The organism is Exercitatus varius (assembly GCF_029577735.1).
Taxonomy (GTDB): Bacteria; Pseudomonadota; Gammaproteobacteria; order Enterobacterales; family Pasteurellaceae; genus Exercitatus; species Exercitatus varius.
On record NZ_JARQTO010000002.1, the window covers coordinates 1 to 14,153 of the forward strand.

The 14,153-nt window shown below is 46.8% G+C and carries 11 protein-coding genes, 2 tRNA genes and 1 rRNA gene; 9 read left to right on the forward strand and 5 right to left on the reverse strand.

Annotation, left to right across the window (positions count from 1 at the left end; translation table 11 throughout):
• Positions 1-75: 75 nt before the first annotated feature.
• The 6 genes from rrf to purB all read left to right on the forward strand — a co-directional run bounded on the left by rrf (position 76) and on the right by purB (position 2,947).
• Positions 76-191 (forward strand): 5S ribosomal RNA (rrf, locus tag P7M01_RS02585).
• Positions 192-202: 11 nt separating this feature from the next.
• A tRNA-Asp gene (locus P7M01_RS02590) sits at positions 203-279 on the forward strand.
• A gap of 18 nt (positions 280-297) precedes the next feature.
• Positions 298-373 (forward strand) — tRNA-Trp (locus P7M01_RS02595).
• A 108-nt stretch (positions 374-481) separates the two neighbouring features.
• A complete protein-coding gene (locus P7M01_RS02600) occupies positions 482-907 on the forward strand; it encodes a GNAT family N-acetyltransferase (protein ID WP_317480666.1) in 426 nt (141 codons plus the stop codon).
• A 44-nt stretch (positions 908-951) separates the two neighbouring features.
• The gene (hflD, locus tag P7M01_RS02605) at positions 952-1,566 is read left to right on the forward strand and encodes a high frequency lysogenization protein HflD (protein ID WP_317480665.1); all 615 of its coding nucleotides are present in this window, start codon (positions 952-954) and stop codon (positions 1,564-1,566) included.
• A gap of 13 nt (positions 1,567-1,579) precedes the next feature.
• A complete protein-coding gene (gene purB / locus P7M01_RS02610; RefSeq protein WP_317477597.1) occupies positions 1,580-2,947 on the forward strand; it encodes an adenylosuccinate lyase in 1,368 nt (455 codons plus the stop codon).
• A 75-nt stretch (positions 2,948-3,022) separates the two neighbouring features.
• Here the strand turns inward: purB and yecR are convergent, their stop codons facing one another.
• Positions 3,023-3,328 carry a YecR family lipoprotein gene (gene yecR / locus P7M01_RS02615; RefSeq protein WP_317475556.1) on the reverse strand — a complete coding sequence of 102 codons (306 nt, stop codon included), beginning with the start codon at positions 3,326-3,328 and terminating at the stop codon, positions 3,023-3,025.
• A 48-nt stretch (positions 3,329-3,376) separates the two neighbouring features.
• Between yecR and P7M01_RS02620 the strand changes: the two genes are divergently transcribed.
• Positions 3,377-3,661 (forward strand): helix-turn-helix domain-containing protein, encoded by a 285-nt coding sequence (locus tag P7M01_RS02620; protein WP_317480664.1) that lies wholly within the window; start codon positions 3,377-3,379, stop codon positions 3,659-3,661.
• 62 nt (positions 3,662-3,723) lie between these two features.
• Here the strand turns inward: P7M01_RS02620 and srmB are convergent, their stop codons facing one another.
• Together srmB and P7M01_RS02630 are read right to left on the reverse strand one after the other, a co-directional pair.
• The gene (srmB, locus tag P7M01_RS02625; protein ID WP_317482935.1) at positions 3,724-5,046 is read right to left on the reverse strand and encodes an ATP-dependent RNA helicase SrmB; all 1,323 of its coding nucleotides are present in this window, start codon (positions 5,044-5,046) and stop codon (positions 3,724-3,726) included.
• Positions 5,047-5,138: 92 nt separating this feature from the next.
• Positions 5,139-6,797: a putative transporter gene (locus tag P7M01_RS02630; protein WP_202936768.1), complete on the reverse strand. Its 1,659-nt coding sequence runs from the start codon at positions 6,795-6,797 to the stop codon at positions 5,139-5,141.
• Positions 6,798-6,965: 168 nt separating this feature from the next.
• On the opposite strand from P7M01_RS02630, the gene P7M01_RS02635 reads away from it, so the two are divergent.
• Both P7M01_RS02635 and polA read left to right on the forward strand, forming a co-directional pair.
• Positions 6,966-8,750 carry an ABC transporter ATP-binding protein/permease gene (locus tag P7M01_RS02635; RefSeq protein WP_317482936.1) on the forward strand — a complete coding sequence of 595 codons (1,785 nt, stop codon included), beginning with the start codon at positions 6,966-6,968 and terminating at the stop codon, positions 8,748-8,750.
• Between the two features lie 108 nt (positions 8,751-8,858).
• Positions 8,859-11,747 carry a DNA polymerase I gene (gene polA, locus P7M01_RS02640; protein WP_317482937.1) on the forward strand — a complete coding sequence of 963 codons (2,889 nt, stop codon included), beginning with the start codon at positions 8,859-8,861 and terminating at the stop codon, positions 11,745-11,747.
• A gap of 90 nt (positions 11,748-11,837) precedes the next feature.
• Here polA and P7M01_RS02645 read toward each other — a convergent pair whose 3' ends face one another.
• Both P7M01_RS02645 and P7M01_RS02650 read right to left on the reverse strand, forming a co-directional pair.
• Entirely contained in the window at positions 11,838-13,226 is a 1,389-nt protein-coding gene (locus P7M01_RS02645) for an SLC13 family permease (RefSeq protein ID WP_317482938.1), read from the reverse strand.
• A 162-nt stretch (positions 13,227-13,388) separates the two neighbouring features.
• Positions 13,389-14,099, reverse strand: coding sequence for a tRNA1(Val) (adenine(37)-N6)-methyltransferase (locus P7M01_RS02650; RefSeq protein WP_202936772.1), 711 nt, complete (start codon positions 14,097-14,099; stop codon positions 13,389-13,391).
• Positions 14,100-14,153: the final 54 nt, after the last annotated feature.

A 14,153-nucleotide genomic window follows, 5' to 3' on the forward strand; every position in this document is an offset into this window, starting at 1 on the left:
CACCGCCAGGTTTTATTTTTTAAGTTCACTGAGTAACCGACTAATGTCATAAGTGAATTTAAAAAATAAAAATTTTTTGGCAGTAATAGTGCAATAGTTCCACCTGATCCCATGCCGAACTCAGAAGTGAAATGTTGTAACGCCGATGGTAGTGTGGGAGCTTCCCATGTGAGAGTAGGTCACTGCCAATTACCATTTTAGCGGAGTGGTAGTTCAGCTGGTTAGAATACCTGCCTGTCACGCAGGGGGTCGCGGGTTCGAGTCCCGTCCATTCCGCCAATTTATTTTCATACCAATAGGGGCGTAGTTCAATTGGTAGAGCACCGGTCTCCAAAACCGGGTGTTGGGAGTTCGAGCCTCTCCGCCCCTGCCATATTATTCTCATTTCTTACGGCTTCCATTGGGATTTATTTTTGTGTCGTCAATGTAGATACTTTATACTATAAACCAATCTTATATTGCTCGTCTGTGTATTTCAGCTATGTCTTTTATTATTCATCCGATGTTTCCTCATCATTTTGATGAGGTTTATGCACTCTGGCAGTCAATGGAAGGGGTTGAACTGAATCCGTCAGATGATACTCCTCAGGCGATTGCCGAATTCCTTAGTTTTAATCCCGGTTTAAATTACATTGCCTCTCGCGAAAATAAAATCGTAGGCGTGGTTATGTGCGGTTTTGACGGCCGCCGGGCAACCGTTTATCATTTAGCGGTAAATCCGCTTTATCGGCGAAAAGGGATTGCTTCCGCATTAATGTCAGTTTTGGAGAAAGCGTTGCAAGAAAAAGGCGTTACAAAAGGCCGTTTATTGGCGTTTAAGACTAATGAGGACGCCACTTTGTTCTGGCAAAAAGAGGGTTGGCGCTTACAGCCTCAGCTGAATTATTTTTCAAAGAATTTTAGCTAAAAATGTGCTATATTTGACCGCACTTTTTCAATATTTTGAATTTTATGGCATCTGATTATTTCGATATTGCTATTGCATTAGCCGGTGTTTGTCAGGCGGCGAAGTTAGTCCAACAATTTGCCCATAGCGGCGAAGCGGATCTTAACGCGCTAGAAACCAGCCTTTACTCTTTATTGCAGACTGAACCGGATAATATTACGGCGGTGTATCGCGGTTCCTTGGCGAATATTAAGTTAGGGTTGAAAACGCTGATTGAGCAATTAAATGCCATGGATAACGAATTGGCGCGTTATTGGTTAAGTATTTTAGCTTTATCCGGTAAACTGACAAAATCCCCGAAAGCTAAAAATGCGTTGGCCGATCGTATTCGATATCTACCGACACAACTTGAACATTACGGTTTGTGCAGCGAAACGATGTTTGAAAAAATGGCATCAATCTATACTGATATCATCAGTCCGCTCGGTAAGAAAATTCATGTCGTCGGTTCACCTCTTTATTTGCAGCAACCCGCTATGCATCACCGTATTCGGGCCTGCCTGTTGGCCGGAATTCGTTCGGCGGTATTATGGCAGCAGCTCGGCGGCACCAAATGGCAAATTCTTTTCTCCCGTCGCAAGATTCTAAAAGCGGCAAAACAAATTTACCAAACAATCTAATGGAGCAAACTCTATGCAACTCAATGCGTTAACAGCACTTTCCCCCATTGACGGACGTTATCAAGATAAAGTGACGGCACTTCGCACTATTTTTAGCGAATTCGGCTTATTAAAATTTCGCGTAACCGTTGAGGTTCGTTGGCTGCAAAAATTGGCGGCAACCGCAGAAATCCGGGAAGTTAAAGCTTTGTCCAAAGACGCAAACGATTACCTTGATAATATTGTGGCGAATTTTAATCTTGCGGATGCGGAACGTATTAAGGAAATTGAACGTACCACCAACCACGATGTGAAAGCGGTAGAATATTTTTTGAAGGAAAAATCCACCGCACTTCCCGAATTAGCGGCGGTTTCCGAATTTATCCACTTCGCGTGCACATCGGAAGACATCAATAACCTTTCTCACGCCTTGATGTTAAAAACCGCACGTGAAGAAGTTATCCTGCCTGAATGGCAAAAATTGATTGATGAAATCACCCGTCTTGCCCACGAATACAAAAATATTCCGTTACTGTCGCGTACTCACGGTCAGCCGGCTTCGCCTTCAACCGTCGGAAAAGAAATGGCGAATGTGGTTTATCGTTTACGCCGTCAATTCAAACAATTGGAAAACATTGAAGTTCTGGGCAAAATCAACGGCGCCGTAGGAAATTACAATGCCCATTTAAGCGCGTATCCGGAACTTAACTGGCATCAGTTCAGTGAAGAATTTGTGACTTCGTTGGGGATTAGCTGGAATCCGTACACCACCCAGATTGAACCGCACGATTATATCGCAGAGTTTTTCGATTGCGTGGTGCGTTTCAATACGATTATCATCGATTTTGATCGCGATCTTTGGGGTTATATCGCATTAAATCATTTCAAACAGCGTACCGTTGCCGGTGAAATCGGTTCTTCCACCATGCCGCACAAGGTTAACCCGATTGATTTTGAGAATTCGGAAGGAAATCTTGGCCTGGCAAATGCGGTGATGACGCATTTAGGTCAGAAATTGCCGGTTTCCCGCTGGCAGCGTGATTTAACCGATTCAACCGTATTGCGTAATTTGGGCGTCGGCGTGGGTTATTGTCTGATCGCTTATGCGGCGACGCGTAAAGGAATCAGCAAGCTCGAAGTTAATGAACAACATTTGCGGGACGAATTAAATCAAAACTGGGAAGTTCTGGCGGAACCGATTCAAACGGTTATGCGTCGTTACGGAATTGAAAAACCGTATGAAAAACTCAAAGAGTTAACCCGCGGTAAGCGCGTAGATGAAAAAGCGATGCGCGAATTCGTCGAAAAACTGGATATTCCGCCGGAAGAAAAAGCCCGTTTGCAGGCGTTAACGCCGGCGACTTATATCGGCGCAGCGATCCGGTTAGTGGAAAAACTTTAATCGGTATAAACAAAAGTGCGGTCAAATTTGACCGCATTTTTTATTAGGACAAAGCTATTCCGACATCATTATGCGTTAGAAACACTGGTATTGCACCGTGATTAAATAGCTAAGACATTTATGCCCTCTTACTTGATTGCATTTACTTGTATGACCCGAAAATCTTTCGGCGTTTTGATAGCCCCACTGTCTGCATCTTTTTTGCGCTAAACGTAGCCCTTGGTTTGGATTCGGACTGCTCCTTTCGTAGTATCGTTGTTCGTAAGAAAGGTTAATTACGCCGTCGGCTTTACTGCCGCCTGTCGCTACATAACGTTTTTGTTCGGATGCGCAAGCCGTCAGCAAACCGACAATACAAGCCGCCATTAATAATTTTTTCATTTTTTACTCCTTAGGTTTTATTGCGTAATCATTTAATTTGTACCTGAAATGGGTACATTTTATATTGCACCTAAAATCGGTGCAATGGGAAATATAAGATTATCAATACATTCTTTTGAGCACAGCTGGTTGAGAGATTTTCTGCTTAAAAGAAGAAAGGAATTAGGTTTATCACAACGCGCATTAGGTATGAAAATGGGCGTTGTGCATTCCTTTATCGGAAAAGTGGAAACCGGCGATAGAAGACTTGATATTTTTGAATTTATAACTTATTGTCGCGCCTTGGAATTGGATCCCGGCGAAGTGATACGAGAGATTCAGGAACTGAAATAATCAGCGTATGAATTCTTTGCAACGAAGCAACAAAAGTGCGGTCAAATTTGACCGCATTTTTTTCAGTGATTTTGGGCATTTGTCGGTTTGCGTCGTTTGCCGATATTTTTGGTATCTTTATGACGCAATTTGACTTTTTTCTTCTGCTCCGTTTTTTTCTTTTCGGCCAGTTTTTGTTTTTTACGCGCTTTCGCTTCTTTTGACACGGTTTTTGTCTCGCCGTTTTTCGGCGGGTTGGTTCGCGGTTCCAAGCCTTCGATTATCCGCGGTTTAAGTAATTCTTCCGTATAACGTTTGATTTTGCCTAGTAAAGGGTAATCATGTCCTTCTACGAAAGACACCGCCGTGCCTTTTTTGCCGGCGCGTGCGGTCCGTCCGATTCGATGCAGATAGGTGTCGGCGCTGTAAGGCAAATCGAAATTCATGACATGACTGACATCGTCAATATCGATTCCGCGGGCGGCCACATCCGTCGCCACCAATAACGTCACCGTGCCGTTTTTGAGTTTGTTGATAGCCTGATTACGCTGAGTTTGTGCCATTTCGCCTTCCAGATAGGCGGAACGGATTCCGCGTTTGCGCAACGTTTCCGATAATTCCCGCACATCCTTCCGACGACGTACGAAAAGAATGCCTTTTGTAACTTTTTCCTGCTCGATAAAACGGGCGACCAGCTTGATTTTATGTTCGACGCTGTCGGCGTGATAATACCATTGGTTAATTTTTTTTCTTTCGCGACGGCTGGGTTCCGCGTCAATTTTGACGGGGTTATCCAGAATTCGTTCCGCAAAATCCCGGAGCGGTTCGCCTTCCAGCGTGGCGGAAAATAATAAGGTTTGTTTGCGCCAACGGGTTTCCGCCGCGATTTTTTCGGCATCTTGCCCGAATCCCATTTGTAGCATTCTGTCCGCTTCGTCGAAAATCAACATTTCAACGGAACGGCAATCGAAATTTTCTTCGTTAATGTACTGCAGTAGACGTCCGGGGGTGGCGACCACCAGATCCTGGTTCTTATTGAAGATTTCGCCGTGATTCTGATATGCCACGCCGCCGGTGATGGTCGCGATGCTGAGTTTGGTGAACTGCGCCAATTCTTTCGCCTGTTCGGCGACCTGCATGGCTAATTCGCGGGTGGGCGTTAACACCAAGATGCGCGGAGCGCCGGGTTTTCTGCGCGGATAATCTAATAAATGCTGAATGGCGGGCAGCAAAAACGCCGCGGTTTTACCGGTGCCCGTCGGCGCGGAGCCTAAAATATCCCGTTCTTCCATCGCGGCGGGAAGGGTTTCCTGCTGAATGGCCGTCGGGCGGTTGTAGCCTTTTTTAGCTAACGCTTTAAGCAGTTCGGGAGCAAGATCGAAATCATCAAAAGTCGGTTGTGACATAAAGTTCTCTAGTATTGTTATAAAAATCGGGCAAAATTATACCGCACTTTCCGGCATAAAGGGGAAAGTGCGGTCGATTTTACGGGAGTTTTTTATACGGCGGACCAGAGCAGAATGGCAAGTAATTGCGGAGAGACGATGCGCAAGAACATGACGAGTGGATAAACCGTTGCGTAAGCCAAGGCGGAGGCGCCGCAATTTTCTTTTAACGAATTCGCGAAGGCTAACGCCGGCGGATCGGTCATTGAACCCGCGATTAATCCGCAAATGCTGAGGTAATTGAGGTTGCCGTAAATCCGTGCGATAACGCCGACTATCAATAACGGCACAAAGGTGATGAAAATGCCGTAGAACATCCATTCCAGACCGTTCCCGTTGACCAGCGTATGAATGAAATTGCCGCCGGATTTAAAGCCCACCACGGACAGGAATAATACGATACCGATTTCCCGTAAGGCGAGGTTGGCGCTTGGCGGCATAAACCAGTAAAGTTTGCCGATAGTACCGATTCGCGCCAGAATTAAGGCGACGACAAGCGGTCCGCCCGCCAGCCCGAGTTTTAACGGAACGGGAATGCCCGGGATGCTGAAGGGAATGGAACCCAGTAATACGCCCAATCCTATACCGATAAAGACCGGTAGCATTTGAACCTGATTAAGTTTTGATTGAGCGTTACCGAACATTTCGATCACTTTATCCATTACGTCGACGCCGCCTATAATGTGTAACACGTCACCGAATTGTAAAGTGGTGTTGGCGGTTGGAATCAATTCCACACCGGCTCGGTTGAGGCGGGAGATCATCACGCCGTATTGTTGGTGAAAGGCTAAAGTGCGGATTTTTTTGCCCAGGATTTTTTCATTGGTGACCACGACGCGTTCGGTGCGTAGATTACCTCGCATGGCGGAAGCTTCCACTTCTATGGATTCGCCGAGAATTAACTCCATTTCACGCAACGTTTTCGGATCGCCCAGAAAATGCAGGATATCGCCGATTTGTAGCTGAGTATCCGCCTGCGGCACGAAAATGTCCTGATCACGCTTTAATCGGGTACACACAATACCGTGTTTTTCAAAACCGGGAATATCCCGTAAATTTAAACCTGAAAAATTGGCGTTGGTGATGCGGATATTGGCTTTTTGAATGGTTTCTTTATCCTTGCCCGTTTCGCGGTCGAAATTTTCCGCTTCTTTATCGATATTAACTTTGAAAAATAAACGGATCAGCCACATGGTTAACAGGATACCGCAAATCCCGAACGGATAGGCCATGGCGTAGGACATCCCCATGGTTTCGGTGATGTCATGCATGCCTAATTCATTCAGAATTTGTTGTCCGGCACCTAATGAAGGTGTGTTAGTAACCGCTCCGGAATAGATCCCTAAAATAGCATCGAGCGGTATATCGGTAGCTTGATGAATGATGATCACCAATAATGCGCCCAGGCAGACGATTAACGCGCCTAACGCATTTAATTTTAACCCGCTCTCACGCAAAGAGGCGAAGAAACCCGGCCCCACCTGAATCCCGATGGTATAAACGAACAGAATTAAACCGAATTCCTGAACGAAATGAAGCGTATGTTCGTCTAACCGCAGACCGTATTGAGCGGCAAAATGGGAGATAATAATTCCCCCGAACAGCACGCCGCCGATGCCTAATCCCACACCTCTGATTTTCCAATGACCAATCCATAGCCCCAGCACCGCCACCAGCGACAGCACGGAGATGGTTACCGCAATATCGGACATGAAGCCCTCCTCAAGTTTGATAAAATTAACTAGTTGTGATTATAGCGATGTTCGAATACGAAATAATGATTAATGTCAAAAAGTGTAGGGTTCATCACATTTTTCTTGCACTCCATTGTATTTTGCTCAACAATAACGGTCATTTTTTAGCGGAAATAAAGAGAACTCATGAATTACAGCGAAGAATTACTTGCCTCGATATTCTGGATTTTGAAAGCCATCGGCATTACTGCCGTTGTATTCAGTCTGATGGTGTGGATTTTAGTGAAAACCACTCGCTGGGCGTATCAGTTCTGGTCGCTTGGGAAAGATTATTTGTCGCCTAAACGTAGTGCGAAACCGCTGGTTTATTTTATTGTGATCGTCTTTTTTAACCTACTTTCCGTGCGGTTGGATATCCTCTTTTCCAACTGGTATAAAGCCATGTACGACGCTTTGCAGAAAATGGACGAAAACGTATTTTGGCTGCAAATGATGGTGTTTTCGGTTCTTGCCGTCATTCATATCAGCAATATTTTGCTGACTTACTACCTCACTCAACGCTTTACCATTCAATGGCGCACCTGGTTGAATGAAAATATGGTGGAAAAATGGATGACGCAACAGGCTTATTATAAGTCTCAGTATGTTTATAATCAGCTTGATAACCCGGACCAACGTATTCAGCAAGACGTTCAATCTTATGTCAGTTCGTCCATCAGTTTTGCCACCGGCGTGATTTCTTCCGTCGTCTCCATTGTGGCGTTTACGCTAATTCTGTGGAATTTGGCGGGGCCGATGAATATCGCCGGCGTAACCGTGCCGCATGCCATGGTATTCCTGGTTTTTATTTATGTGCTGATTACCAGTATTTTCGCTTTCCGCATCGGTCGTCCGTTAATTCACTTGAATTTCTTAAACGAACGCCTGAACGCGAACTATCGTTATTCCCTTATTCGGGTGAAAGAATATGCGGAAAGCATCGCCTTTTTCCGCGGCGAAAAAATGGAAAAAAACGTGTTGTACAAACAGTTCGGGTATGTGATTGATAACGTGTGGAAAATGGTGTACATGACGTTGAAGTTATCCGGTTTTAACGTGATGATGACGCAGATTTCGGTCATTTTTCCGTTCATTATTCAAGCGGCGCGCTATTTCAGCAAACAAATCCAATTGGGGGATTTAATTCAGACGGCGCAATCCTTCGGCCGCGTGCAATCGGCGTTATCTTACTTCCGGAACGTTTATGACGAGTTTACCGGATATCGCGCCGTGCTCGATCGTTTAACCGGATTTCACAGCGCCGTCAGCCAGGCTACTCAGGTTTCTCATGTGGTATTGAAAGACAGCGAAAGTGCGGTCGTTTTTGAGCGACTTTTTGTGAAAAAGCCGACGGGTGAAGTGCTGATTAAAGATTTAAATTTAAACCTGCCGCAAGGTTCGTCGATGTTAATCAAAGGCGCGTCCGGTTCCGGCAAAACCACTTTATTGCGAACGGCGGCGGGCTTGTGGTCGTTTTCGGAGGGCACCGTGCATTGCCCGCAGCATCATGCGCTGTTCTTGTCGCAAAAGCCTTATTTGCCGCAAGGACGTTTAATTGATGCCTTATATTATCCGGAAGTGACGCCTGTGGATGCGGATTTGGCTGCGGCGGCGGATACTTTACGCGAAGTACAGCTCGGTCATCTGGCGGATAAACTGGAACAGGAAAACGACTGGATGCGCACTCTTTCTCTGGGCGAACAGCAACGTTTATCTTTTGCGCGTCTGTTAATTCATAAACCGATTGTCGCGTTTCTGGATGAAGCCACGGCGAGCATGGACGAAGGGCTGGAAGACGCAATGTATCGGCTGTTACGCGCGCGCTTGCCGTACACGACCATTATCAGCGTCGGCCACCGTTCTACATTGCGGACGCATCACGATAAGCAACTGATTATTAATGCGCAGGATCAAAGCTGGCAATTCTGTTAAAGTGCGGGTGATTTTTGCATAGTTTTTTTAAGCGCGGACTTCGGTTCGTGCTTTTTTATTTGTCTGTTATAATGCTTGTCAGTTTTTATCAGATTGCGGGATTTTCCAATGGCTCAGATTGCTCCAAATCCGCTCGTTCTTGTGGACGGCTCCTCTTATCTTTATCGTGCGTTTCATGCTTTTCCGCCGCTCAACAATTCGCAGGGCGAACCCACCGGCGCGATGTTCGGTGTGCTGAATATGCTGAAAAGCCTGATTTCTCAAGTGCAGCCCAGCCACATTGCGGTGGTGTTTGATGCGAAAGGCAAGACTTTTCGCGACGAATTGTTCGAGCAGTACAAATCCCACCGCCCGCCGATGCCCGATGATTTGCGGCGGCAGATTGAGCCGTTGCATCACATTATTCGCTCGTTGGGCATTCCTTTGCTTTCCATTGAAGGCGTAGAAGCGGACGACGTGATCGGCACCCTTGCCGTGCAGGCGTCGTCACAGGGAAAAAAGGTTTTGATTAGTACCGGCGATAAAGATATGGCTCAGTTGGTGGATGATAACATCATGCTTATCAACACCATGAACAACACGTTGCTCGATCGTCAGGGCGTGATTGAGAAATACGGCATTCCGCCGGAACTTATCATTGATTATCTCGCGCTGATGGGCGACAGTTCGGATAATATTCCGGGTATTGCCGGCGTAGGCGAAAAAACCGCGTTGGGCTTGCTGCAGGGCATCGGTTCCATGGCGGAAGTGTATGCTAACTTGGATAAAGTGGCGGATTTGCCGATTCGCGGTGCGAAAAAATTGGGCGAAAAGTTATTGGCGGCAAAAGCGGATGCGGAGCTGTCCTATGTGCTGGCGACCATAAAAACCGACGTTAAACTTGAAGTGGCGCCGGAGGATTTGGTTATCGGTTCGTCCGATAATGACGAACTGGCGACCTTGTTCGGGCGTTACGAATTTAAACGCTGGCTGAATGAAGTGCTGACGAGCGACAGTCCGCTGACCCAAGCGACGTCACAACCGGTTAAAGTGAATCCTTACCAAGCCTCGCCGGCGACCTCGACAACCGAAAGTGCGGTGAAAAACGTGGTAAAAATTGACCGCACTTTGTATGAAACCGTCACCACGCCGGCGCAGCTGCAGGACTGGATTACCAAAATTCAGCGGGCAAAATTGGTGGCGCTGGATACGGAAACCGATTCGCTGAATGCTATGACGGCGGAGCTGGTGGGCATTTCTTTCGGCTTGGAGAACGGCGAAGCCTGTTATATTCCGTTGGCGCACGTGCATCAAACGACGCAAGACGGTGAAGCCCGGAAAGCCGATGAAAGTGGGCAAGCCGATTTGTTCGCCGAGCCGGAAGCAAGCGCCCAAACCCATTGGCGGTTATTGCCGCAGCAGCTTAATAAAACGGATTGTCTGGCACAGTTGAAAGCGGTGCTGGAAGACACCGACATTCGGAAAATCGGACAGAATTTAAAATACGATCTCACGATTTTCGCCAATCACGGCATTCAGGTGCAAGGCGTAGCCTTTGATACCATGCTGGAAAGCTATGTGTTAAACAGCACCGGCCGGCATAATATGGATGAGTTGGCGGAACGTTATCTGGGCCATCAAACCATTTCTTTCGAAAGCCTGGCGGGCAAGGGGAAAAATCAGTTAACTTTCGATAAAATCCCATTGGCGCAGGCGGCGGAATATGCGGCGGAAGATGCGGACGTCACCATGAAACTGCATCAAACGCTTTGGCCGGAGCTGGAAAAAACACCGAGTCTGAAAGCCTTATTCAATGATATTGAATTGCCGTTGGTTCCCGTACTTTCCCGTATCGAACGTAACGGCGTGCTGATTGACGCCCAAGCCTTGAAAATTCAGTCGCGGGAATTCGCCGTAAGATTAACCGAACTGGAAGCTAAAGCCTATGAAATCGCCGGCGAATCCTTTAATCTGGCGTCTCCGAAACAATTGCAGGAGATTTTGTTTAATAAACTGAATTTGCCGGTGTTACAGAAAACGCCGAAAGGCGAGCCTTCCACCAAAGAAGAAGTGTTGGAGGAATTGGCCTTTGAGCATGAATTACCGAAGCTGTTGGTGGAACACCGCGGCCTGGCGAAACTGAAATCCACTTACACCGATAAATTACCGCAAATGATTAATCCGCATACGGGGCGGGTGCATACCTCTTATCATCAGGCCGTCACGGCGACCGGGCGGCTTTCTTCGACGGATCCGAATCTACAGAACATTCCTATCCGCAACGAAGAAGGGCGTCGCATTCGTCAGGCGTTTATCGCCCGTGACGGTTACAAAATTATTGCGGCGGATTATTCGCAAATCGAACTGCGGATTATGGCGCATTTGTCCGGCGATAAAGGGCTGACCGACGCTTTTATTGAAAGACGCGATATTCACCGTTCTACCGCATCGGAAATTTTCGGCATACCGCTGGAAGAGGTGACCGGCGAACAACGCCGTAGCGCCAAAGCGATTAATTTCGGCTTGATTTACGGCATGTCGTCCTTCGGGCTTTCCCGTCAGTTAGGCATTTCCCGGCTCGAAGCGAAAAAGTACATGGATTTATATTTCCAGCGCTATCCGAATGTGCAAACTTTCATGCATGACATTCAGGAAAAAGCGAAAGCGCAGGGTTTCGTGGAAACCCTGTTCGGTCGCCGTTTGTATCTGCCGGATATTAAATCCGCAAACGCCGCGCGTCGTAAAGGCGCCGAACGAGTGGCGATTAATGCGCCGATGCAGGGAACGGCGGCGGATATTATTAAACGCGCGATGATCGATATTGATCACGCCATTGCCGGCGACGAGGATATTCTGATGATCATGCAGGTGCATGATGAATTGGTGTTTGAAGTGCGGTCGGAAAAAGCGGAGTTTTTCAGTCGGCTGATTAAGCAAAAAATGGAAAGCGCCGCTCAGCTGGCGGTCCCGTTAATTGTGGACGTGGGCGTCGGGGTGAATTGGGATGAAGCCCATTAAAAAACTCGTGAAAATTTGACCGCACTTTTCGAGTCAAATCAGTAAATTCAAGGCTTGGATAATCCAAGCCTTTCTTTTTGCCGTGATTTATTACCACCAAGTCATCCAGAAGAAATAAGACAGCGAGCCGATAATAAATACGCCGATAGTATTTAAGATAATCCCTACCTGTAACATTTCTTTTTGTTTTATATAGCCGGTCGCAAATACAATGGCGTTCGGCGGGGTGGCAATCGGCAGCATAAATGCGCAGGATGCGCCGCAAGCGATAATTGCCGCCAGCGAGATAGGCGGCAACCCTAATGAAGTTGCCACGGAAATGTAAATCGGCATAAGCAGCGCGGCGCTTGCGGTGTTAGAAGTGAATTCGGTTAAGAACAGAATAAATGCCGTCATCACAATCGCCATTAACCACCAGTTTTTATGACCGATATAAGACACGATGGTTTCCGCCAGAATTTTGCTGGCGCCGGTATCTTTCAGCACAATGCTTAACACCATGCCGCCGCCGCAAAGTAACAGCACGCCCCATTCCGTACGATCTTGAATTTGGCTCCAGGTCGCCGTACCGCTTAAGGTGAACGCCATTACCGCGATCATCGCGATTAACGCATCAAAACTGCGGATGGCGGAGGTTAATCCGAGCGCGTTTCGTACGACGGGTTCGAGTACGGAACTGAAAATAAGAAATAACGCAGTCAGGCTGAATACGACCAATGTGATAATACGTTTGCCGTTCATGGGAATTTCTTCAATTTCAACATCAAAGGGCACGTTAAAATTCGGGCGCAGTACAATTAAAAGTGAAATAATCATGGCAATCAGCAGCAAGAATGTTACCGGTACGCCGTACGCCAGCCATTCCGAAAATGAAACTTTGATTTGCGATGCCAAAATGGCGTTCGGGGCGGAGCCCACCAATGTGGCTATTCCGCCGATACTGGCGCTGAAAGCAATGCCGAGCAACACGAAAACATACAGATTACGGTTACTTTTCATATCTACTTTATGCAGAATGCCCAGTGTTAGCGGCAACATCAAAGCGGCGACCGCGGTATTATTGATGAAGAAGGATAACAGATTGGTGACGGCAAACAGGTAGAAAATCGTGAGCCTTAAATTGCCCCGCGCCAAACGAATGACGTGATTGGCAATCCATAAGTCAATTTTCTGAATATTCAGCACCGCCGCAATCACAAAGCCGCCGAAGAACATAAAAATAATCGGTTCGGAAAAGGGCGCAAAAGCCGCTTTGGTATTCAGTACGCCCAATCCGATGGCGAAAACCGGCACAAGCAAGGCGGTAATCGTGATGTGGAAAGCCTCGGTCAGCCACAAAATACCGATGAAAACCAGTAAGGCAAGGCCTCGGTTTTCCTGAGAATTAAAGGGCAGGATATTTAATAGAGTAAAGAAGAGTATCAGATCCGCGACTAAGATAATCAGCCCTCTGACTGGATTTTTGCTGGTACTTGACATAACGCCCTCGCTATTTTATGTTATATGTTTGCATTGAATAAAAATGAATAGATATGTTATTTTTCTGAATTTCTATTCAGTTTCGAATGTAGCGTAATTCGAGCGGTTGCGCAATCCGTGGCGGATTATTTTAATCAGGTTTTTGAATAAAATTTGAAATTATCAAAATTTCAGGTAAAACTCGCGGGTTAATTGAATAAATTCTAGCGTATAGCGATTTTTTTCATCATAAATCGTCAATTTGCCGTGTTCCGTTTCTTTTTTCCGTTTCATAAAACTCAATAACACCCGTTGCGGCGCTTTACCTTGTTTGGTCGTCACATCACATTGCCGTACGCAATAAAGTGCGGTCAATTTTTTTAACGTTTTTCCTTGTTCCGCCGGCAAAACAAAATGGATCATGCCTTGTTCCGTCAGCAAAGACGAAGCAATCCGCAACCATTCCTCATGAGAAAGCGCCGCGATGTAACGGGCGGCGTCACGTTCGTGATTACGGCAATTCACACCCGGTGCAAAATAGGGCGGATTCGCCACAATATTATCGAATTTTTGCCCGCACTTTCGGGCGAAATCCGCAATATCGGCACAATGCACATGCAGGCGATGCGCCCAGGGTGAAGCGTTGAAGTTCTCCCGGGCTTGCCGAGCGGCGGCGGGATCCCGTTCCACACCGTGAATTTCCGCATTTTCGTCGCTGCGTTGCGCTAACATGAGGGCGATTAATCCCGAACCGGTGCCGAGATCCAATACGGATCGCGCGCTTGCCACATCGGCCCAGGCGCCGAGCAAAATGCCGTCCGTTCCCACTTTCATCGCACAGCGATCGTGATTGATATGGAATTGTTTAAAAGTAAAGCCGTTACGCGTTGTCATGATGGTATCGTGATTAAAAAGAAAGGCACAAATATGTGCCTTTCGGAGAAGGAT

Coding starts and splice junctions, on each gene's coding strand:
- P7M01_RS02620 (WP_317480664.1), top strand. CDS start 3,377: ATGGGTACATTTTATATTGCACCTAAAATCGGTGCAATGGGAAATATA.
- P7M01_RS02650 (WP_202936772.1), bottom strand. CDS start 14,099: ATGACAACGCGTAACGGCTTTACTTTTAAACAATTCCATATCAATCAC.
- P7M01_RS02645 (WP_317482938.1), bottom strand. CDS start 13,226: ATGTCAAGTACCAGCAAAAATCCAGTCAGAGGGCTGATTATCTTAGTC.
- P7M01_RS02600 (WP_317480666.1), top strand. CDS start 482: ATGTCTTTTATTATTCATCCGATGTTTCCTCATCATTTTGATGAGGTT.
- polA (WP_317482937.1), top strand. CDS start 8,859: ATGGCTCAGATTGCTCCAAATCCGCTCGTTCTTGTGGACGGCTCCTCT.
- P7M01_RS02630 (WP_202936768.1), bottom strand. CDS start 6,797: ATGTCCGATATTGCGGTAACCATCTCCGTGCTGTCGCTGGTGGCGGTG.
- srmB (WP_317482935.1), bottom strand. CDS start 5,046: ATGTCACAACCGACTTTTGATGATTTCGATCTTGCTCCCGAACTGCTT.
- yecR (WP_317475556.1), bottom strand. CDS start 3,328: ATGAAAAAATTATTAATGGCGGCTTGTATTGTCGGTTTGCTGACGGCT.
- hflD (WP_317480665.1), top strand. CDS start 952: ATGGCATCTGATTATTTCGATATTGCTATTGCATTAGCCGGTGTTTGT.
- purB (WP_317477597.1), top strand. CDS start 1,580: ATGCAACTCAATGCGTTAACAGCACTTTCCCCCATTGACGGACGTTAT.
- P7M01_RS02635 (WP_317482936.1), top strand. CDS start 6,966: ATGAATTACAGCGAAGAATTACTTGCCTCGATATTCTGGATTTTGAAA.